16 protein-coding genes are annotated in these 22,047 nt (G+C 68.6%); 9 read left to right on the top strand and 7 right to left on the bottom strand.

What is annotated here, in order from left to right; genetic code table 11:
* Positions 1-2: 2 nt before the first annotated feature.
* The 5 genes from RIN43_RS03460 to RIN43_RS03440 all read right to left on the bottom strand — a co-directional run bounded on the left by RIN43_RS03460 (position 3) and on the right by RIN43_RS03440 (position 6,103).
* Positions 3-920 carry a carbohydrate ABC transporter permease gene (locus RIN43_RS03460; RefSeq protein WP_309127484.1) on the bottom strand — a complete coding sequence of 306 codons (918 nt, stop codon included), beginning with the start codon at positions 918-920 and terminating at the stop codon, positions 3-5.
* Positions 917-1,912 carry a sugar ABC transporter permease gene (locus RIN43_RS03455; RefSeq protein ID WP_309127483.1) on the bottom strand — a complete coding sequence of 332 codons (996 nt, stop codon included), beginning with the start codon at positions 1,910-1,912 and terminating at the stop codon, positions 917-919. Before RIN43_RS03455 ends, RIN43_RS03460 begins: the two co-directional genes overlap by 4 nt.
* A 230-nt stretch (positions 1,913-2,142) precedes the next feature.
* Positions 2,143-3,246, bottom strand: a complete 1,104-nt coding sequence (locus tag RIN43_RS03450) for a Gfo/Idh/MocA family oxidoreductase (RefSeq protein WP_309127482.1) — start codon at positions 3,244-3,246, stop codon at positions 2,143-2,145.
* Between the two features lie 51 nt (positions 3,247-3,297).
* Positions 3,298-4,194, bottom strand: coding sequence for a PmoA family protein (locus RIN43_RS03445; protein WP_309127481.1), 897 nt, complete (start codon positions 4,192-4,194; stop codon positions 3,298-3,300).
* Positions 4,195-4,270: 76 nt separating this feature from the next.
* Entirely contained in the window at positions 4,271-6,103 is a 1,833-nt protein-coding gene (locus RIN43_RS03440) for an ABC transporter ATP-binding protein (RefSeq protein ID WP_309127480.1), read from the bottom strand.
* Between the two features lie 134 nt (positions 6,104-6,237).
* On the opposite strand from RIN43_RS03440, the gene RIN43_RS03435 reads away from it, so the two are divergent.
* The 8 genes from RIN43_RS03435 to RIN43_RS03400 all read left to right on the top strand — a co-directional run bounded on the left by RIN43_RS03435 (position 6,238) and on the right by RIN43_RS03400 (position 16,495).
* Positions 6,238-7,227 (top strand): LacI family DNA-binding transcriptional regulator, encoded by a 990-nt coding sequence (locus RIN43_RS03435; RefSeq protein ID WP_309127479.1) that lies wholly within the window; start codon positions 6,238-6,240, stop codon positions 7,225-7,227.
* A gap of 65 nt (positions 7,228-7,292) precedes the next feature.
* A complete protein-coding gene (locus tag RIN43_RS03430; RefSeq protein WP_309127478.1) occupies positions 7,293-8,630 on the top strand; it encodes a Gfo/Idh/MocA family oxidoreductase in 1,338 nt (445 codons plus the stop codon).
* Positions 8,627-9,550 carry an NAD(P)-dependent oxidoreductase gene (locus RIN43_RS03425; protein WP_309127477.1) on the top strand — a complete coding sequence of 308 codons (924 nt, stop codon included), beginning with the start codon at positions 8,627-8,629 and terminating at the stop codon, positions 9,548-9,550. Before RIN43_RS03430 ends, RIN43_RS03425 begins: the two co-directional genes overlap by 4 nt.
* Entirely contained in the window at positions 9,547-10,446 is a 900-nt protein-coding gene (locus tag RIN43_RS03420) for a 5-dehydro-4-deoxyglucarate dehydratase (RefSeq protein WP_309127476.1), read from the top strand. Before RIN43_RS03425 ends, RIN43_RS03420 begins: the two co-directional genes overlap by 4 nt.
* A complete protein-coding gene (locus RIN43_RS03415; RefSeq protein WP_309127475.1) occupies positions 10,443-11,525 on the top strand; it encodes a mandelate racemase/muconate lactonizing enzyme family protein in 1,083 nt (360 codons plus the stop codon). Before RIN43_RS03420 ends, RIN43_RS03415 begins: the two co-directional genes overlap by 4 nt.
* Before the next feature lie 40 nt (positions 11,526-11,565).
* On the top strand, positions 11,566-13,317 hold the full coding sequence (locus RIN43_RS03410) for a beta-galactosidase (RefSeq protein ID WP_309127474.1): 1,752 nt from the start codon (positions 11,566-11,568) through the stop codon (positions 13,315-13,317).
* Positions 13,317-14,285, top strand: coding sequence for a serine hydrolase domain-containing protein (locus RIN43_RS03405; protein ID WP_309127473.1), 969 nt, complete (start codon positions 13,317-13,319; stop codon positions 14,283-14,285). Before RIN43_RS03410 ends, RIN43_RS03405 begins: the two co-directional genes overlap by 1 nt.
* An 86-nt stretch (positions 14,286-14,371) precedes the next feature.
* Complete coding sequence (locus tag RIN43_RS03400; RefSeq protein ID WP_309127472.1) at positions 14,372-16,495, top strand: beta-galactosidase; 2,124 nt, start codon at positions 14,372-14,374, stop codon at positions 16,493-16,495.
* Between the two features lie 99 nt (positions 16,496-16,594).
* Here the strand turns inward: RIN43_RS03400 and RIN43_RS03395 are convergent, their stop codons facing one another.
* A complete protein-coding gene (locus RIN43_RS03395; RefSeq protein WP_309127471.1) occupies positions 16,595-17,905 on the bottom strand; it encodes an extracellular solute-binding protein in 1,311 nt (436 codons plus the stop codon).
* 198 nt (positions 17,906-18,103) lie between these two features.
* Here RIN43_RS03395 and RIN43_RS03390 point away from each other — a divergent pair, with 198 nt between their 5' ends.
* Entirely contained in the window at positions 18,104-19,315 is a 1,212-nt protein-coding gene (locus tag RIN43_RS03390) for an alpha-L-fucosidase (protein WP_309127470.1), read from the top strand.
* Between the two features lie 76 nt (positions 19,316-19,391).
* Here the strand turns inward: RIN43_RS03390 and RIN43_RS03385 are convergent, their stop codons facing one another.
* Positions 19,392-22,007 (bottom strand): polysaccharide lyase family protein, encoded by a 2,616-nt coding sequence (locus tag RIN43_RS03385; RefSeq protein ID WP_309127469.1) that lies wholly within the window; start codon positions 22,005-22,007, stop codon positions 19,392-19,394.
* Positions 22,008-22,047 lie beyond the last annotated feature (40 nt).

The following is a 22,047-nucleotide window of genomic DNA, read 5'->3' as shown; positions in this document are numbered from 1 at the left end:
CGTCAGCCCTTCAGGCCCTGCGTGGCGACGCCGTCGACCAAGAACCGCTGGAAGACGATGAAGAACAGCAGGATGGGCACCAGCGCCAGGAACGAGGCGGTCACGGTCGCACCGTAGTCTGCGCCTCCGGAAGACGCGTCGTTGTACAACCGCAGCGCGATCGGCAGCGGGTAGTTCTCGGGACTGGTCAGATACAGCAGCGGGCTGAGGAAGTCGTTCCAGGTCCAGATGAACGCGAAGATCGCGCAGGTGATCAGTGCCGGCCGGATCAGCGGCAGGATGATCGACCAGAAGATGCGCATGTGGCCCGCGCCGTCGATTCGAGCAGCCTCGTCCATGTCGCGCGGCATCTGGCGGATGAACTGCACGATGAGGAAGACGAAGAACGCCTCGGTGGCGAGGAACTTCGGCAGGATCAGCGGGATGAAGGTGTCGATCCAGCCGAGCTGGTTGAAGATGATGTACTGCGGGATGATCACGACGTGGAACGGCAGCAGCAACGTGCCGATCATCGCCGCGAAGAGGATTCCCAGCCCCTTGAACTGCACGCGGGCGAACGCGTAGGCGGCGAGCGCCGACGATGTCACGGTGCCGACGACGGCCGAGGCGGCGAGGATGAAGGAGTTCAGGAAGAACTTCCACATCGGCACCCCTGCGATGCCCTCCATCACCTTGCCGTAGTTCTCGACCGTGGGATTGACGGGGATCAGCCCCGCGTTCGAGCCGAACTCGCTGTTGGGCTTGAGTGTGGAGAGGAACAGCCACAGCAGCGGGTACAGCACGATCGCGGTGAGGATGATGAGCCCCACGAACCAGATCGTCGTCTGGACGGTGCGGCGCTTGACCCTGCGACGCGCGGGAGCGGGCGCGGACGCGGACACGGGCGACTGATGCTCGATGTCTACGGGAGTGGAGGTCATTTGTCGTCTCCTGCGTAGTGCACCCAGGACTTCTGCGTGCGGAAGAGGATGAATGCCAGCAGCGCCACGACGATCAGCAGCACCCAGGCCATGGCCGCGGCGTAGCCCATCTGCCCGTCGGAGAAGCCTCGCTTGTAGAGGTAGACGGTGATGAAGTTCGTCATACCAGCCGGACCGCCGGTGCCGTTGGAGATGATGTACGCGGATGCGAAGACCTGGAACGCACCGATCAGGCCGAGCAGCAGGTTGAAGAACATCACCGGGGAGAGCATCGGAAGCGTCACCGCCCGGAATCTGCGCCAGGCTCCGGCGCCGTCCATCTCGGCCGCTTCGTAGAGCTCCTTGGGGATCTGCTTGAGGCCGGCGAGGAAGATGACCATCGTCGAGCCGAAGGTCCACACGTGCAGCAGGATCATCATCGGCAGCACCATCGGCGGGTTGCCGATCCAGCCGCCGAGGTTGATGCCGAAGATCTGCAGACCGCTGTCGACAGGGCCGTCGGTGGAGAACATCGCACGCCACACGATCGCCACCGAGACCGAGGCGCCGATCAGCGACGGCGCATAGAACGCGGAGCGGAAGAAGCCCGCACCCTTGTCGCGGTAGTTCAGCAGCATCGCCACACCGAGAGCAGCGGCGAGCGTGATCGGGGTGCCGACGAACACGTAGACGAGCGTGATCTCGGCGGACTGCAGAAAGACCGGATCCTTCGTGAACAGCCTGATGTAGTTGTCGAACCCGATCAACCGCGGTGGCTGGAAGATGTTGTACCTCGTGAAGGAGAGATACAGCGAGTACGCCATCGGCACGAGCGTGAGGCCGAGGAAGCCAATGAGCCAGGGAGTGAGGAACGCGTAGCCTGCGGCGGTCTCGCGGCGGGCGCGGGTGCGCTGGCCGGGGCGAACCGGCTCCACCTCGCGGCGGCCTTTACGCATCAGCCGCGCGCTCGAGCGCTCTTCGGTGACGATCACCCTTGTCGCTGTGGTGCTCACGGGGCCATCCTTCCGGGGTTCGGAGCGGGTGACAGCGAAGAGCACGCCGGGGCGCACGGCACGGGCGGACTGTCGCCGAGGTTACCGAACATCATCGTCCTCTCTGGACGTCCTCGTCCGGCGGGAGCCGCGGAACGTCGCTGTCCGTGTGGATGTGTGCGCCACCCGATTGGGAAAGCGCTTCCCTGCAAACTAACTCAAATTGAAACGTTTCGCAAGGTGAACCGGGGTCACCGGCGCAGGTCCTGCACCGGGCTCGTGAACCCGGCCCGATGAGTCGGGTGTGCAGCCAGGATCGCTGGCGTGATCACCGCTCCGTCCGCGGCCGCGGATGCGTAGATCGCCGCGACCAGCTCGAGGGATCGCGCCGGGGCGTCGGCGGTCGCCGGCAGCGGAGTGCCGTCGAGCAGCGCATCGAACACGTCGCGCAGCAGCGGCGTGTGGTCGCTGCGCTCCTCGGCATCCGGGAACGCCCACGCCTCGGCCTCGGACTCGAAGCCGGGCGCCGGCGTGATCCGCCAGTTCTCGTGTCCGTGACCGTAGACGTGATCGACCGTGATGGTCGCCTTCTGCGTGTCGATGCGGATCGAGCTCGCCTCGCGGGGTGAGACGGCGCTGGTGACGATCTGGGCCACCACGCCCGCCTCGAAGACGATGGTCGCGGTCGAGACGTCTTCCGTCTGCGTCTCGCGGTCCAGCCGGAACAGCCTCCCCTGCACCGAGGACCAGTCCCCCAGCAGGTGCGCGAGCAGATCGAGCTGGTGGATGCCGTGCCCGAGCGTCGTTCCGCCGCCCTCCGTCTCCCAACTGCCGCGCCAGGGCACGGCGAAATAGGCGGCGTCGCGGAACCAGAGCGTCTGACACACCGCGACGAGCGGCCGACCCAGTGCGCCGCTCGCCAGAAGGCCGCGCACGTGCGCCGCAGCGGTTCCCGTGCGCTGCTGGAACACCACGGCGAGGTGGCGGTCGGCCGCGAGCGCGGCAGACCGCATGTCGTCGAGCTCGTCGAGCGACGGCGCCGGTGGCTTCTCCACGATCACATGCGCGCCGGCGGCGAAGGCGGCGAGCGCCTGAGCGCGGTGCGGTGCGGGAGGGGTGCAGATGAGCACCACATCCGGATGCTGCGCCGCGAGCATCCCCTCGTAGTCCGCGGACGATTCAGGAATCCCGTACTGCGCTGCGAACTCGGCAGCCCGCTCGGCGCTGAGGTCGGCGACCGCGACGAGTTCGGCGCGGGGATGCTGCGCGACGGCCTTCGCGTGAAGATGCGCGACGGCACCGGTGCCGACCAGCACACAGCGCAGGGCGCGGACGGACGGAGAATGGGACGTCATCGAACCTCCTCGGGACTGCGTCGATCATAACGTTTCAACGCCTGGCCGACGTCACAGCAGACGCCGCAGCGCGGCCGCGATGCGCGCCGCCTCGCCCGCCCCCGCATCCGCGATGCCGACCCCGTAGCGGAACACGACGCGCTCCCCCGCGCCCACCTGGAGCTCTTCACTGAAGAACGGGGCGGGGTTGAGCGCCGCGTACTCCTCGGAACGGGCGAACCATTGCGGCGGGTGGTGCGGGTTGTCCACGGCATCCACCATCACGATCAGCGATGTCGCGTCGATCACATCGTGGCGGCCCTCGAACCCCATCCACTCGTGCCGCTGCCCTCGCACGTCCGCCCCTGAGCCCGTGCCTTCGGCCGTGACCAGGCGCCCGTCTGTGAACGAGCGCGGTCCCCGCCAGAACAGGCCGCCATAACCGGCGTTCTCGCGGCCCCTCGTGGTGGGCGAGCCGATTGCGACCGGGGTGTCGGTCACGTTCGTCATCGCCGTCTCGAACGTGAGCGCCCATGTCGTGTCGTCCAGCACGCGCGCCGTGAGCGCGCGGTGCTCGGTGAAGATCCGGCGGCTGTCCTGCGTGACCCACTCCAACTCGTGCGCGAACAGCGCCACGCCGTCTTCGATGTCGGCGGCGGTCACGTCCAGGTGCCGCTGGGTGCCGTCGTTGGGCAGCTGCACATAGCCTTCGCCGCGCACGTAGGTCGGCCCGCCCCAGAAGTTCTCGTCGTCAACCACGGGGAGCGACCACGCAATGCCCTTGTGCCATACGTGATCCCAGGGCCGGAACAGGCTCACGACCCGCCCCGATCTGGTGCGGATCGGATCCAGGTAGGGCTTCGGTGATTCCAGTTGCGGGGACTCTGGTGCGATGACGTACCGGAAGAGTTCGACGTCGCCGTCGGAGACGACGATCCCGGCGTCGGTGCTGTCGAGCTTCAGTGTCATCCTGCGGTCTCCTCTGGGTCGCCGCTGAACGGATCCCGCCGCGCGGCCGATCGGCTGCCGGTGTGCATGAGCGGTGTCAAGATTCTCCTCGAGCGCGAGCCGCGTTCGGAAGCTGGATGGCGCCGGTGATCACGGGCGGCTGTCCGTTCTGCGCGTGATGAAGCTGCACGTACCGGCCGCCCAGGGCCATGAGCTGCTCGTGCGAGCCCTGCTCCGCGATGCGGCCGCGCTCGAGCACGACGATGCGATCGGCCTGCCGCACGGTCGACAGCCGGTGCGCGACGATGAGCGTCGTGCGGCCGCGCATCAGCCGCTCGAGGGCCTGCTTGACCAGCGCCTCCGACTCCGGATCGAGTGCGCTGGTGGCCTCGTCGAGCAGGAGGATGCGCGGATCGCGTACGAGCGCACGGGCGATGGCCAGCCGCTGCCGCTGGCCGCCGGAGAGGCGCGCGCCACGCTCGCCGACGACGGTGTCCCAGCCATTCGGCTGTGCGCGCACGAAGTCCCAGACGTTCGCGTCCCGCAGCGCCTTCTCGACGCGCTGCGGCGTCGCATCAGGGAGTCCGTAGGTGACATTGTCGAAGATGGATCCCTCGAAGAGCACCGAATCCTGCGGCACCACCGAGATCGAACGGCGCACCGTGCGCACATCCAGCTCCTGCAGGTCCTGACCGTCCACGAGGATGCGTCCGCTGCTCGGGCGCACGAAGCCGAGCACGAGGTTCAGCAGGGTGGACTTCCCCGAGCCCGACGAGCCGACGAAGGCGACGGTCTCGCCAGCGCGGATGCGCAGATCGATCCGGTGCAGGGCGTCGTCGTCGGCTTCTGCGTAGCGGTGCGTCGCGGCCTCGAGCACGATCTCGCCGCGCACTTCGTTCACCACGCGCTTGCCGGAATTGTGCTCGATGTCCGGCTCCTGCAGCACCTCGGCGATCGATCTCACGGATTCCAGCCCGCGCGCTCCCACGGGGATGAGCATGAGCAGCTGCGTGAGGCCTCCGGTGAGCAGGGTGAAGTACGTGGAGAGCATCACGACCTCGCCGGGAGAGACGGGCAGGACGCCGGTCAGGGCGAACACGGCGGCGAGCATGAGGCACGCGGCGCCGAGCAGCTGCATCGCCACCCATGAGATCGACGCGACGTGGCCGTTCAGCAGGTCGAGATCGAGGCCGGCGCGCCGCACGCCGGCGGCACCGTCGGCGACCCTGTTTATCGCCGTCTGCTCCAGTCCGTGCGCCCTGGTGACCGGGATGAGGGAGGCCATCTCGCCGACGCGCGCTGAGAGCGTCTCGATCTCACGCCGGAACTCCTCGTTACGTCGCCGCGAGCGCTTGCGCATCGCGTAGCGGATGCCGATGGCGATCGGAACGGCCAGGGCGTACACGGGCAGGAACTGCGGCACGGCGATCGCCGTCATGCTGAGCGCACCGATCATGACCATCGTGGAGGAGAGCAGCGGATGAGTGACCTGCTGCAGCATGAGTTCGACGTTCTCGACATCGCGCACGAGCTTGGTCTGCACGATCGACGCGCTGACGCGGGTGTGATACCCGATCGACAGACTCTGCAGCCGGGCGGTCAGTGCGTTGCGCAGGTCAGCGCCGAGGTCGCGCACGACGGTCATGAAGTTGCGCGTGTAGATCAGGTGGTTCGGGTAGTTCTGAAGCAGCAGCAGCGCGGCGAGCGCGAACCACCACAGCACGCCGCTGACCTCACCTCCTGCTGCGACGATGTCGATGATCGCCGCCGTGATCACCGGCAGGAACCAGAGCGGGGTCTCCTTGACGGCGAACGCGAGCACCGCTGCGGTCAGGCGCCACGGTCGACGCCCGACGAGACGGAGGACGGAGCGGATCGGATGCTGTCCGTCGATCAGCGCCGCAGCGCGGGAAAGCGCTTTCTTGGACATGACCCCATCGTAGGGTCATTGGCGGAAGGGCGGCAAGGCGGTCGCCTCGGCGCACTTCGCACGGATGACCGCCGGTCTCCCGAGGACCCGCCGTTCTGCGCGAGCTATGCTCGTTCCCGACAGACGGAGGACGGATGCCGCGGGCGAAGATCACCGAGGTCGCTCGTGAGGCGGGGGTCTCGCTCTCCACCGTGTCGCGGGTGATGAACGGCAATCAGTCGGTCGATGCTGCGTTGGCTGAACGGGTCCGCGAGGTCGCCGCCCGGCTGGGCTATACGGCCAACCCTCTTGCGCGCAGCCTCGTGCTCGGGCGGACGCAGACGATCTCGGTGGTGATCCCCGATCTCGCCAACCCGACGTTCCAGGCGATCCTGCGGGGACTCAGCCATGCCGCCGCCAAGGACGGCTACCACGTACTGATCTCGGACACCGAGGAGCGGGTGGAGCACGAGAGCGAGGTCGCCACGACGACGCGTCAGCGCACGGACGGCGTGATCCTCTGCGCTCCTCGACTGCCGCAGGACGAACTGGCCGCCTTGTTGCCCACGATCGCACCCGCTGTGGTGATCAACCGGGGGCCGCAGGAGAACGCGCCCACCGTGGCGGCAGACTACGGCACGGCCATCATGGCTCTCATCGACCATCTGCGCGGTCTGGGACATCGGCGGCTGGCGTTCGTCTCCGGCGCCGTGTCCAGCGCCTCGGGCGAGGCGCGCAGGCGCGCCCTGGCGGCGGCGTGCGATGCCGATCCTGGGCTGGAGGTCATCGAGATACCGGGCGGCGTCGACTTCGACAGCGGAGCCGCCGTCGCTTCGGCGGTTATCGACAGCGCTGCCACGGCGGTGCTCGCCTTCAACGACCTGGTGGCGATGGGACTGCTGTCGGCCGTATCCGCCCGCGGTATCCGGGTTCCGGAGCAGCTGTCCATCGTCGGGTTCGACGGCATCCCGTTCGCCGCATATACGAGCCCTCCCCTCACGACGGCGGCGGTGCCGGCGGCCGACCTCGGCCGTAACGCGTGGGCGGCGATGCACGCGCTGCTCTCGGGTGCAGACCCGGTCGCGACAGAGACCTTCATCCCGGAGTTGGTCGTGCGCGAGAGCACCGGGCCCGCGCCCCGCTGAGACCCGATCGGCAGCTTCGCTGCGTGATATCGTGAGAAAACGTTTCCCGAAACCTGGAGTCACGGATGCCTCGCCTTCGCTATGCCCTCGCCGGCGCCGGTCACCGCGCGCAGATGTACGTCGAAGCGATCGCCGGACCGCATCGCGAACGAGCCGAGCTCGTGGCGATCTGCGAGCCCAATCCCGTGCGCGCTCAGCTGCACGCGCGAACCGTCGTCTCGGCCGGAGATGCCGCGCCACGCGTAGGCGCACCGGACGAGCTCGAGACGCTGATCCGCGAGGAACGAGTCGACCGCGTCATCATCTGTGCGCGCGACGACCTGCACGCTGAACTGATCGTGCGCTCGCTGGACGCAGGCGCCGACGTCGTCGTAGAGAAGCCGCTCACGATCGACGCCCCCAGCGCCGCGCGCATCGAAGAGGCGGTCGCCCGCACCGGCCGGAAGGTGGTGCTCACCTTCAACTACCGCTACTCGCCGCGCAACAGCACGCTGCGGCAGGTGTTGCAGGACGGCGAGATCGGCGAGATCACCTCGGTCGACTTCTCATGGATGCTCGACACCAACCACGGCGCCGACTATTTCCGCCGCTGGCACCGCGAGAAGAAGAACTCCGGCGGGCTGCTCGTGCACAAGTCGAGCCATCACTTCGACCTCGTGAACTGGTGGCTGCGCTCACAGCCGCGCCGCGTGTTCGCATCCGGCGGGCTGCGCTTCTACGGCGCCGCGAACGCGGCGGCCAGGGGCCTGGGCGAGCGGCCGGCCCGCGGCACGCACGACGGAGCCGACCTGTTCGAGCTGGATCTCCGTAAGGATCCGCGCCTTGCCGAGCTCTACCTCGACGCCGAGAAGCACGACGGCTACCTGCGCGATCGCGACGTCTTCAGCGACGGCATCACCATCGAGGACAACCTCGCCCTCATCGTCGACTACGACTCCGGAGCGACCCTGTCGTACTCGCTCAACGCGCACGCCCCGTGGGAGGGCTACCGCGTCGCCGTGAACGGCACCCTGGGCCGAGCCGAGCTGGAGGTCGTCGAGCGCGGCGCCGTGCTCGCCGGCGAGGGCCTGCACCCGGCCATCGATCCGAGCCTTTCCCACACCGAGCGTGTCGCGAACCTGCGCCCCGAGGGCGAGCGCCTGATCCTGCACAAGCACTGGGGCGAGGCATACGAGGTGCCCATCGTCAGCGGTACCGGCGGTCATGGCGGTGGTGACGCACTGCTACTGAACGACGTCTTCATCGGCCCGAGCGACGACCCGCTCTCGCGCCCCGCGGACTGGAGCGATGGCATCCGCTCGATCGCCGTCGGTATCGCCGGCAACCGCTCGCTGGAGACCGGTCTGCCGGTACAGGTCGCCGACCTCGGCGTCCGCTTGCTGCAGGGTCCTGCCGCACGATGAGCCGCGTCGTCGTCACGGGCGGTGCCGGACGCCTTGGACGCAGCCTGGTGGCCGGTCTCGCCCGACGCGGGTACGACGTCGTCTCCTTCGACCGTGCGATCTCCGACTCCCCACAGTTCGCCGACGCGCAGCAGGTGGTGATCGACCTGACGGATGCGGATGCCACGGCTCGCGCGCTCGGCGAGGCCAGGGCCGATGCGATCATCCATCTCGCCGGCATCGCGGTGCCGTTCAGCGCTGCCGAGGACGTCATACTGCGCACCAACGCCGCGCTCGCCATGAGCGTGCTCGGCGGCGCGGCACGCGCGGGCATCGGCCGCGTCGTCGCCGCCTCCAGCCCCACCGTTCTCGGATACGGCGCGCCGGGCTGGCTGCCCGACCGCTTCCCGCTCGACGAGCGGACCGCCCCGAAACCCCACCACGCGTACGCGCTGTCGAAGCTCCTCATCGAGCAGACCGTCGCGATGCTGCGGCGTCAGGGCGGCGACACCCGCTACGCCGTCTTCCGCCCGTGCTACGTGATCGCTCCCGAGGAGTGGAGCGGCGCCCCGACTCAGCAGGGCCACACCGTGCGGGAACGTCTGGACAACCCTGCGCTCTCGGCGCCGGCGCTGTTCAACTATGTCGACGCTCGTGACGTCGCCGGCTTCGCCGACGCGCTGCTGCAGGCGATGCCCGAGATCCCTGACGGAGAGACGTTCTTCGTCGGTGCCGACGACGCACTCGCTCGCGAGCCGCTGGCCGAGCTCATCCCTCGATTCCTGCCGGGAAGCGAGGAGCTCGCGGCGGTGCTCACGGGCTCCTCGCCGGCGTTCTCGAATGCGAAGGCGCACCGCCTGCTCGGCTGGCGCCCCGCGCACTCCTGGCGCACCGCGCTCTCATCCCACCCGCACATCCAGACCCGGGGAGCACCGACATGAACTTCGACGGCATCCTCTTCTTCCCTGTGACGCCGTATTCCGCCGACGGCACGATCGATCATGACGTGCTCGCTCAGCACGTCGCCGACGGGGTCGCGTCGGGCGCAGGCGGTGTCTTCCCCGCCTGCGGCACCGGGGAGTTCCACGCGCTGTCGGCGCGGGAAGCGGCATCCGTCGTCAGCACCGCCACGGCCGCGGTCGACCGACGGGTGCCGGTGATCGCCGGAACCGGCGGCGCCCTCGCACACGCGGTCGAGGTCGCGAAGGCTGCCGCGGATGCCGGAGCCGACGGCCTGCTCGTGCTGCCCCCTTACCTGGTCGGCGGCACGCAGGACGGTCTCATCTCCTACGTCGCGCAGATCGCCGCATCGTGCGGGCTGCCCGTCATCGTCTACCACCGCGGCAGCGCGCAATACACGGTGCAGACCATGCGACGTCTCGCGCAGAACCCCCGCGTGATCGGCTTCAAGGACGGCACGGGCGACATCGGCACGGCGCAGCTGATCGTGCGCGCGGTCGCCGAGGAGGGCCGCGACGACTTCGCGTTCTTCAACGGGCTGCTCACCGCCGAGCTCACGCAGGCCGCGTACCGCGGCATCGGCATCCCGCTGTACTCCTCGGCCGCGTTCGCGATGATCCCCGAAGTGGCGAGCGCCTACCACCGCGCGTACGTCGACGGCGACGAGGTGCGAAGGATCGAGCTGCTCGACGGCTTCTACCGCCCGCTGGTCGCGCTGCGTGACGAGACCCCGGGGTTCGGGGTCTCGCTGATCAAGGCCGGTCTGCGACTGCGGGGACTCCCGGTCGGGTCCGTGCGCGCCCCGCTCGTCGACCCGACCCCCTCTCAGGAGACGCGCCTCGCCGAGATCCTCGAGGCAGGACGCGCTCTGCTGTGATCACGATCCGCCGCCTAAACGCCCGCCTGCTGCGCGTGCCCTTGACGCGCCCGTGGGCAGCGGACGTCACCTCGGTCGGAGTGATCGCGACGCATGTGGCACGCTCCGACGGCGCCGAAGGATGGGGTTTCTCGTGGACGCCCCAGATCGGGGCCGAGGCCGTGCATGCGCTGCTCGCGCACGACATCACCGCGGCCGCTGTGGGCCGCTCTGCCGTTCCCGGCGTGGAGTGGCAAGCACTCTGGGAACATCTGCACGAGGCCGGCGGCGGGGGCGTCACGACGATCGCCCTGGCCGGTCTCGACCTGGCCCTGTGGGATGCGGAGGCCCGCTCGGCATCTTCTTCGCTGTCCTCACTGCTCGGGCGACGCCGAGAATCCATGCGCGCGTACGGGTCGGGCGTCAATCTGCATTACTCGCTCGACGAGCTGGTCGCTCAGGTGCAGCGCTGGGTGGATGCCGGGTTCCGGGCTGTGAAGATCAAAGTGGGGAAGCCCTCGCTCGAGGAGGACCTCGAGCGGGTCGCCGCCGTGCGAGAGGCCCTCGGGCCCGACCGGGAGCTGATGATCGACGCCAATCAGCGCTGGGATCTCGATCGGGCGACCCGGTCGATCGAGACTCTCGCCGCGTGCGACCTCGCCTGGATCGAGGAGCCGCTGCGCGCCGACAACCTGGCCGGCCACACAGAGCTGGCGCGCCGCCTGAGGACTTCCAGCGGTGTGCCGATCGCCTTGGGCGAGAATCTGCACACGCTGCACCGCTTTGGCGAGTTCCTGCGAGCGGGCGCGGCGCAGATCGTGCAGCCAAACGTCGTCCGGGTGGGCGGCGTCACACCACTCCTGCGCATCGCAGAGCTCGCCCGGCAGCACGGCGTCGCCCTGCATCCGCATCTGCTGCCGGAGCTCTCCGGGCAGCTCGCCCTGACGCTGCCGGGCGAGATCGCAGAGCCGTGGGCGGAGGTCGTCGAGGACGCGGGGTTCGCCGAGCTCGGCGCCCTGACCGCCCCGTCGCCCGTGATCGTCCGCGACGGCCGACTGGCCGAGGCGCCGCACCTCGGGCTCGGCATCCGCTTCGCGTGACACGGGCGCACCAGAAAGCGCTTTCCGATACGCTGGGGAGATGACCTCCCGCTTCGCGATCGGCGAGACCGACTTCCTCCTCGACGGCGACCCGCACCGCATCATCTCCGGCGCCATGCACTACCCCCGCATCCATCCCGACCTGTGGCGCGACCGCATCCGCAAGGCGCGTCTGATGGGTCTGAACGCCATCGAGACCTACGTCGCGTGGAACGCCCACGAGCCGGTGAGAGGCCAGTGGCGCGCGGACGGGGATGTCGACCTCGGCCGGTTCCTCGACATCGTCGCAGAGGAGGGAATGCACGCCATCGTGCGCCCTGGCCCGTACGTCTGCGCTGAATGGCACAACGGCGGGCTGCCCACCTGGCTGACGACGGACAAGAGCATGCGGTTGCGCAGCAGCGACCCGGCCTACCTCGCCGAGGTGACCGGTTATCTCGAGAAGATCAACGCCATCGTCGCGCCGCGCCAGATCGATCGCGGCGGCAGCGTCATCCTCGTGCAGATCGAGAACGAGTACGGTGCGTACGGCGCCGACAAGGACTATCTCGAGGCGCTCGTGCGCGTCACCCGCGACAACGGCATCACCGTCCCGCTCACGCAGGTCGACCAGCCGATCCCGCACATGCTGGAGAACGGCTCGCACCCTGAGCTGCACAAGACCGGCTCCTTCGGCGGACGAATCGACGAGCGTCTGGCCACCCTGCGCGCGTTCCAGCCGACCGGCCCGCTGATGTGCATGGAATTCTGGTGCGGGTGGTTCGATCACTGGGGCGAGAAGCATCACACGACGACCTTCGCCGACAGCGCGGCCGACCTGGACAGGCTCCTGACGGCCGGTGCGTCGGTGAACATCTACATGGTGCACGGCGGCACGAACTTCGGGCTGACGGCGGGCGCGAACGACTCCGGCCGGTACCTGCCGATGGTCACCAGCTACGACTACGACTCCCCCATCAGCGAGTCCGGCGACCTCACCGAGAAGTTCCACGCCTTCCGTGAGGTGATCGCCAAGCACGCCCCTGTGCCCGACCTGCCTGTGATCGAACCTGTGCAGGCACCGACGCCGCGAGCCGTCTTCGAGGCGGTCGCCGATCCGCTGGAGCTGGTCGCGACCGACCGCGGCGAGTTCACGACTCCGCCGACCATGGACGAGCTCGGCTCCGACGTCGTGCTGGTGGAGTACCAGACGGATGCGGCGGGATCGGGCGTGCTGGAGGCCGAGGTCCGCGATTACGCCTGGATCGAACGCGACGGCGCCGCGGCCGGTCGTCTGCAGCGCACGATCGGCGACCTGTCACTCGCCCTGCCTGCGGGGAAGCGTCTGCGTCTGCTCGTCGAGGAGACGGGCCGGGTCAACTACGACCGGAAGATCGGCGAGGCGAAGGGGCTCATCGGCGCTCCACTGCTCGATGGCCGGGCGCTCGACGGCCCCTGGCGCGTGCGCACGTTCGACGTCGCGGCACTCGGCACCGCGGTGTCGGAGGCCGCAGTCGCTTCCGCGATCACGAGCGGCCGGGCCGTCGGCCCGGTGGGCCTGCGCGCTTCCTTCGATCTCGATGAGCCCGCCGATCTCTTCCTCGACACGGCCGGCTGGGGCAAGGGATACGCTTGGGTCAACGGCTTCTTCCTCGGCCGCTACTGGCGCCGCGGCCCGCAGCGCACCTTGTACGTGCCGGCGCCTGCGACCCGGGAGGGGGCCAACCAGGTCGTCATCGTCGAACTCGAGGCGGCGACGGATGCCACCGCGCGCTTCCTGGCGCGGCCCGACCTCGGCCACGAGGTGGAGTGATGGCCTCGTACGCGGCGGCGTTCGACTGGGCCCGTCGTCATGTGCATGACGGGCGCCTGCCGACAGCCGTTCTCGGAATCGCGACCGCCCACGGGACCGTCGCACTCGACGGGTTCGGCGCAGGCACGGATGCCACCTACCCGCTGTTCTCGATATCCAAGGTGCTCATGGGCATCACGGCCGCACGCGCCGTCGAGCGCGGGCTGCTCACTCCGGAGACGCCCCTGACGACGGCGGTGCCGGCCTTCGGCGCCGGCCGCGACGACGTCGTGCGGCTGCGTCACCTCGTGAGCCACACCTCAGGCATCAGCGAGCCACCGCTCGACACGGCCGCGACGCTGCGCACCGAGCTGCTGACCCGGGGCTGCGACTTCGCCGCGGGAACCGCATCCCGTTACTCGTCCCTCGCCTTCGAGGGCATCGCCGCGCTCACAGAGCACGCGACCAGCGTGCCATGGGACGCCGACACACGTGCATGGGCGTCGGCGATCGGAGCCGACGGACTCACCCTCGACCACACCGGATCGATCGAGGTCGTCGACGCGGCCGCGGCAGGGTTGGATATGGCGCGCTTCCGGGCGACCCGCGCCCCCGGCGCAGGCCTGCTCGGCCGGGCCGAGGATCTGCTGCGCGTCGGCAGCGAGCTGCTGCGGATCCACGCGGGTGCGACCGACGGCATCCTCGCGCCGGCGACGCTGCACATGATGCTGCGCCCGCTCACCGGCGACATCTCCCGGCTCGAGCCGTACCCGGCGCAGCGCGGCCAGGATTGGGGTTTCACCTTCAATCTGCGCACTCGCGCCCCCGGCCTCATCGACCGCGACGTCTACGGACACGGCGGCTGGGCGGGCACGGAGTTCTGGGTGCATCCGAGCGCCGGCGTGTGCTGGGTGCTGCTGACGAACCGCGCCGTGCGCGAGGGTGTCGACGCCGACGAGCTGGACAACACGGTGGTGTCAGGGCGATGATCCTCGACGTCCGCCATCGCGGGTGGCCCGCGCCGGCGTCGCCCAGCCCGCTGCCCGATCCCTCCGAAGCAGCGCGGGGAATCACCGTGACCGACCGCAGCGTGCTGCGCGACGGCGTGCCGACCGTACCGGTCTCGGGCGAGATCCACTTCAGCCGCCTGCCGCGCGAGCGCTGGGGCGAGCGGCTGCGCCAGATGCGCGCGAACGGCGTGACACTCGCCTCCGCCTACGTTCTCTGGCTGCACCACTCCCCCGAGCGCGGAATCGCGCACTTCGACGGCGCGCGCGATGTCGCCGCGTTCATCGACGAGTGCTCCGCCGTCGGACTGGAGGTCGTCCTTCGGATCGGGCCGTGGGCGCACGGTGAGGCGCGCAACGGCGGCTTCCCCGACTGGGTGGCCGATGCCGACGTCGAGCATCGCAGCGACGATCCACGCTATCTGGAGCTCGTCGAGGAGTGGTTCGCCCAGCTCGCCGCGAACCTCGACGGGCGGGCGCGGCCGGGCGGGCCCGTCATCGCGATCCAGCTCGAGAACGAGCTCTACGACCGACCAGGCCACCTGCTGACGTTGAAGCGGATGGCCAGGGAGGCCGGAATGGCGGCGCCGCTGTGGACGGCGACCGCCTGGGGCGGCGCCCAGCTCCCGCCGGGCGAGGTCATGCCGCTGTTCGGCGGCTACGGCGACGGCTTCTGGGCCGATCCCGAGGATGGCTGGGATCCGTCCTTCCGCGCGCACTACTTCCCGTCCCACACGTGGGATGACCCGGGTGTGGGTGCGGACGTGCGGGCATCGCAGGGGTTCAGCGCCGTCGACCCGGCGCCAGAGGGCTCAGATCTCGCTCTCCTCGGCGGCTTCCCACCTGCGACGTGCGAACTCGGAGGAGGAATGGCGACCGCCTACCACCGGCGCCCCGTGCTCTCCGGTCGCGACGTCGCCGCCCTCGCGCAGATGAAGATCGGCAACGGCTCTGCCTGGCAGGGGTATTACATGTACGTCGGCGGCCGGAACCCCGCTCCCGGGATGCAGGAGACGCAGGCGACCGGGTACCCGAACGACATGACCGAGTGGAGCTACGACTTCCACGCACCGATCGGTCAATCCGGTGACCTGCACGAGTCGGCAGCGTTGCTGCGCGCGCAGCACGCGTTCCTGGCGGCGTTCGGCCATCGTCTGGGCACCTCGAGCCTTCCGGACGCGCAGGTTACCGGGCTCGACGACACGCACACCCTACGGTGGGCGCTGCGCTCGGACGGTGTCGAGGGCTTCTGCATCATCACCCATCACCAGCCGCACGTGCCCGTGACGACCGCAACCGGAGTGCAGCTGCGGGTGCGGCTCGACGGCGAGACCGTGGTCGTGCCCAGCGCACCCATCGACGTCCCGGCGGGGACGATGGCGCGCTGGCCGATCGGCCTGCGGGTGGGTGGGACACGGCTGCGATGGGCGACCGCGTCGGCGCTCACCCTGCTGGAAGACGAGCTCCTGGTGCTGTGCGCCGACTCCGGCGTTCCGGTCGAGGTCGCCGTCGGCGACGAAGCACCGCGTGTCATCGAGGCCGGTCTGCACGAGATCGCCGGACTGTCGCTTCTCGTTCTCGGCGACGCCGCCCAGGCGTGGGTGCTCGGACATGATCTGTGGCTGAGCGACGGCGAGCTGCTCTGGGATGGTGAGCGCGTAGAGGTGAGGGATGCCACGTTCGCGCGCCGCTTCGACGTGTCCGCCCGCACATGGGTCGATCTGCCCGTGTCCTCCCCGCGCTCGCCGGTCGCGGTGGGGGCGCGCCTGATCCGTGCCGGCCGCAAGGCGCCCGCGGATCACGGTTTCGGCGGCGCCCGGCACCGCGCACCCTCATGCGCCGCGTTCGATGAGCTCGCGGCGGTGTATGCGCTCGGGATGCCTGCGTGGACCGGCGACGCGGTGCTCGACATCGACTGGGCCGGCGACGTGGGACAGCTGCGCGTCGACGGCGAGACGGTGGACGACCGATTCTGGGACGGCACCCGCTGGTCGATCTCGCTGCGCGACGCCGGGATCCACCCGGGCTCGACCGTGACGCTGCACCTGCTGGAGCTGTCCGGCGACTCGACGGTGTGGCTGCCGGCGGACGCCCAGGTGCGACGTCGCGGCGCCGTCGAGGGGTTGCTGATCCTGGACCGCGTCTCGCTGCGGCAGCGCGGAGAGTGGGAGCGGGTGGACACGGCCGGCTGACACGCGAATCGCCTTCCCCGCGTGAGTGCGGGGAAGGCGATTTCTGGCAGACAGGCGAAGAGGTGGAAGCCGCGGACGCGGCTTCCACCTCTTGTTCGTTCAGCCGTTGACGACCACGTCCATCTCCGTGAAGAACTGCTCGACCGCAGCCTCCGGGGTGGTGGTGCCGTAGCCGATCTCACGGCCGAGCTCGAGGAACTTCTGTTCGAGAGTGCCGTAGCCCACGATCGGGACGGGCGGCGCATCGCCGAGACGATCCGCGATCGAGGCCTCGTACTCCTTGATCTGCTCGCCCATGGCGTCCAGCTGCGCGCCTTCGAGCTGGGTCTCCGAAGCGGGCAGACCGCGGTTGGTGCCGAAGATCTCGCCGACCTCCGCGCTGTTCACCAGGAAGTTCAGCAGCGTCACTGCCGCCTCCGGGTGGTCGGTGTTCGCCGACACGGCGTGCAGCATGGACGGCTTGAGGTAGAGGTCCTGGGCGCCTTCCTTCGTCACCGGGGGCTCGATGAGATCCAGCTCCGTGTACCCCTCGCCGAGGTTGCCCAGGTAGCCGGCGCCGAAGTTGTCCCACGTCAGCTCGCTCGCAGTCAGTCCGGCGTCGAAGCCGGACAGCGGGGAGATCTCCTCGAGCTTGCGCTGAGTGATGACCACCTCGGCGTCGCGGTTGGCGGCTCCCAGCTTCCAGAACTCGAGGAGGTCGTCCTCGGTGAAGTTCGGCTCACCCTCGGCGGTGAACAGGTCCTCACCGTTCGCCCGCTGGTAGATCTCGAAGTTCTGGATCCGCATGTTGTAGTCGGTTCCGCCCCAGAGCTCGATGCCGCTGTCGGCCGCGGCGGAGGTGACCTCGCTCATCCATGCGTCGTAGTCCTCCCACGAGCCGGCGCCGGGATACGCCTCGACGTTGGCCTTCTCGAGCAGCACGGGGTTGAGGAACAGGCCCCAGGCGTTGGTGGACGTCGGGATGGCGGTGGTCTGATCACCGACGACACCGATCTTGAGCACGCTCTCCGGCAGCGGATCCGTGTCGATGACGCCGCCGAGGTACGGGTTGAGGTCGAGCAGCAGACCGTTCTCCGAGTACTGGCGCAGGTACGAGTAGTCGAACTGCATCACGTCGGGCAGGCCGCCGCCCGCGGCCTCGGTCTGACGCTTCTCCCAGAAGGCGGGGAAGTCGAGGAACGAGACGTTGACCTTGATGTTCGGGTATTCCTCGTTGAACGCCTCGATGGCGCGGTTGTACAGGTCGGCCCGTACGTCGTTGCCCCAGAACGAGAAGTCCAGGGTGACCTTCTCGTCGGGGTCGTAGGTGGCCCCCGCTCCGGGCTCTTCACCGCCTGCGCAGCCGGCCAGCAGGAGTGCTGCGCTCGCGGCGACGGCGGCCGCCGCCGTGATCCGCTTCTTTCTGAACATCGTTGTCCTCTCTGCGGAGATCCTCGCTGTTGCCGGTGCGCGGATGTCCTGTGTCGGGTCTTGTGATTGCGCCCTCTGGGAAAGCGTCTTCCCAGACGGTACTATGAATTGAGACGTTTCACAACAGATGTGAAGCATCCCTGCTTCGATCCCCTCCTCACCCATCGGCCGCGACCGATCGATCGAGAGACGACGACCATGACTCACGCTCGCCAGCAACCCCTGCCCGACTGGACGCTCGATGCGACGCTCGGCATCTTCATCCACTGGGGCCCCTACTCCGTGCCCGCGTGGGCGGAACCGACCGGAGCCTGGGGTGCGATTCCACCCGAGATCTGGTTCCGTCACAACGCGTACGCGGAGTGGTACGCCAACACGATCAGGATCGAGGACTCCCCGGCGGGCGCGCACCACGAGAAGGTACACGGCGGCGCCCCCTACGACGCCTTCCTCGACCAGTGGAGGGCCGAACGCTACGATCCTCGCGCCTGGGCGGCGCTGTTCCGCTCGATGGGCGTGGACTACGTCGTGCCGGTGACCAAGCATCACGACGGAGTCGCACTGTGGCAGGCCCCGGGCGCCGAGGGCTTCAACACCGTCGAGCGCGGCCCTCGGCGCGACCTCCTCGGCCCTCTCGCCGACGCCGTTCGCGCCGAGGGGATGCGGTTCGGTGTGTACTACTCCGGCGGACTCGACTGGCACAGGACCGATTTCCCGCCGATCCAGTCGCCCGAAGACGTGGAGACCCTGCGGCCCGTCGATGGCGACTACGCCGCCTACGCCGCCGCGCACGTACGCGACCTGATCGACCGGTACCGGCCGTCTGTCATCTGGAACGACATCGAATGGCCGGATGCCGGAAAGCACGACGGCAGCCTGGATGCCCTCATCGCTCACTACCGCGAGGTCGTGCCCGACGGTGTGGTCAACGATCGATGGGGTGCGGAGATCTGGGACTATCGCACCAGCGAGTACTCGCATGACGTCCACAACGAGCACGGGACGGGCTGGGAGCACAATCGTGGCCTGGGTTTCTCGTTCGGGCACAATCGCATCGAGAACGAGGAGCTGACGCTCTCGCCGCGCGAACTCGCGAGGATCTACGCAGACGTCGTCTCGCGCGGAGGCCGCCTGCTGCTCAACATCGGGCCGGAGGCGTCAGGCGTGATTCCCGATGTTCAGCTGCGCACCCTCGAAGGCATCGCGGCATGGCTCACCGCGCTGAAACCCCGTACACTCCGGCGGCGCGCACTGTCGGCCGAGGAGGCCGCCGCCATCGCCACGACGGATGGCAGCTGGGTCCGCGGGTGGGTCAGTGAGGGTGAGCTCGTCGTGATTGCCGAACGAGGCGAGTCGCTGCCCGATCGCATCGCGGACAGCGGGGCGCACGTGTACACACTGCCGCGCTGAACGCAGCGGACGCGACGAGAGCGAACCTTCGGACCGGCCTCTGGCTCGGCCTCCGAAGGTTCGCTCTCGTCGTGGGTCAGGACGCGATCTCGAGGCGGATCGCGTCGTAGGCCGCCTCGTTCCAGAGGTGCTCGGCGCCGTCGTTGATCTGCAACGTGATCACGTTCCCCTCGGGCTTGAGGATCGCTGCGTCGAACGTGAACTCGCGGTGGAAATTGCGTCCGCCTCGGCCGCTGCGGTAGGTCGCCCCGCGTGCGTCGTCGGGCTCGAACGTCCACACGAACGGCTCGCCATTGACGCGGATGGTGAGGTTGCTCTGCTCGGGCGGAACCGGCAGCGCCGACCCCATGGCCCACGCGGCGAGCCAGACCGACAGCGTCGCCTGCGCGCCGGCGGCGACGGGCTCGTCGAGGTCGAACAGGATCCGCCACGGCTTCTCCTGCCGCGTGACATGCAGCCGGTACGTCGACTGATCGCCGTCCGGCGACACCACGTGGATCTCCAGCACGGTGTGCTGACCCGAGACCGCGACGTCGAGTCCGCTGGCCGGGATCGTCACGCCGTCGATCTCGACCCGGGATCCACCGCGTGCCGTCGCCAGCACGCGCACGGTTTCGCGATCGTGCGGGAAGTCGACCGCGAAGTCCGATCGGAACGAGCTGAAGCCGGGTACGAGCTCAGCTCCGTCGACGCTCAGCGATTCGAGCACGGGCACAGCGGCATCCGTCGCCACGATCTCAATCGCGTTGATCCGGCCGTCGCCAGAGGCGACGACGTCGAGGCGTCCGCCTGAGACGACGACGCGAGCGGTATGCGTCGCATACTCACCCGTGCCAGACTGCAGATTGACCGGCTCGGCGTCGCCGATCCTGATGGTCGTCTTGTTGCCGGCGATCGCGTCTCCCGAGATCACGGTGACGTCGTACTCGCCGTCCGCCAGGTCGACCGAGAACGTGCCTCCTCCCACGACGAAGTCACGCCGCAGATCCCCGTCCTCTCCACGATCGCGGAAATCGGTGACGCGATCGAGCCCGAATCCGCCACCGGCGCTGTACAGCGTGTCGCGGGCGACGCGCTCGTAGCCGTCGGCGACCGGACTCGACGAGCTGCCGAAGTCGAAGAGTCGCACGCCTTCCGCATCCTCCGGCACGACCGAGCCCTCGGGGGCCGACACCTCATAGGAGCGCTGGTAATGCAGGTAGTTCCAGTCTTCGTCACTGCTCTCGCCGACGATGTAGGTGACGCCGTCCGGGAACTGCTCCCGGTACGTGTGGAACAGCCCGTACTGGCGGAAGTCGCGCCCATTGCGGAACTCGCGCGAATCGCGAGTCGGAGAGCCGATCTGGAAGATCGTCTCTCCATGGCGCTCCGGCTCCCAGATCATCTTCCCCAGCCGCACGTCGCTTCCTGGCTGGATCGTGACGTCGTCGATGACGTGCTCTCCCCAGATACCGTCACCGTAGATCGTCAGACGGTAGGTGCCGGCGCGCACGCCGTCGATCGAGAACTGTCCGCCGTTCTCGACCTCGCTCCAGTAGTTGTAGCCGAGCACCGTGTCCTGCATGGGCGTGCGATTGTCGGACAGCACGACGACAGCGCCGGCGAGATCCTTCGGCGATACGCCGGGGAGGTTCACCTTTCCCCGCACCCGCGAACGCTGGCGTTTCGGCGTCCACCCCTCAATCGCCAGCCGATCGTAGAAGTCGGCGTGAGCCGCAGGGCGGGCCTGCTTGTCGGCATCACGTCGCAGCGCTTTCGCGTCGGTGCCCTTGTTGAGGTACACGTAGTACGGGCCGTAGGTCTTCTGCCATGCCTGTCCCGCCGTGACCCGCACCGGGCGGGTGCCGTAGTGCGTCGCGTGCGGCTCGACGAGGAGCACGGGACCGGCATCGCGCTGATGCAGCACGAGGTCCTGTCGTACCGGTCCGCCCGAGAACGACTCGAGGTTCGGCAGCGCGGCCCAGATGCCGTATCCGCTGCCGTACAGACCGTGCAGTCGATGGTTCTTCATGTACACGGCCCAGTCGTACTTGGTGTAGTAGCGACGCGGGTACGCGGTTCCGGTGCCTTCGAGGTCGGTCGTGGCGTCCATGACGGTGCGGCCGGCCGACATCTCCGCGCGCGTCGGCATCTTCGCCGCTGCCTCGCGCCAAGGGGTCGCGTTCTCGTCGTCGGGCACCGACACATGTGTGAACGTGTCGCCGGCCATGTAGAAGACGTAGCGGTGCTGGTCGATGCGGAATCCGTGGAACTCGGCCGGGTGGTCGTAGCTGTATGCGAGATGGATGCCGGGTTCACCGGCACGGATGATGTGGTGCCGCACGAGGTAGCAGGGCATGCCGCTGGACGGTGCGTGACGGAAGGCGATGTCGACGAAGTCCTGCTCACGACGCACGAAGATGCCGTTGTCGGCGCCAGGCAGCGGGAGAGCGCTGCCCTCACGCCCCGCGTTCATGTCGTAGTTTCCGCGCCCTACCATCTCGACGCCGTCGTAGATGAGCGAAGTCATCCGACCATTGGACTTGTCTATGACGACACGGACGAGGCCATTGTCGACGATCACCTCCGTGGCCGTCTCGTCGAGCGCGGGTGGATCCTGCGCGGTGCTGGCGAACGCGGGACTGGCGAAAGCGCCGCTTACCAGCGTTGCTGCCGTGATTCCGGCGAGTTGACCGAATGTTCGACGCGTCATTGCGGGTACTGGTGTCATGGCCGGGAATGTAACACACCCG

Source organism: Microbacterium sp. (genome assembly GCF_031178445.1).
GTDB lineage: Bacteria > Actinomycetota > Actinomycetes > Actinomycetales > Microbacteriaceae > Microbacterium.
The sequence above is the reverse complement of the archived record's forward strand: the minus strand, read 5'-3'. Positions and strand labels throughout refer to the sequence as shown.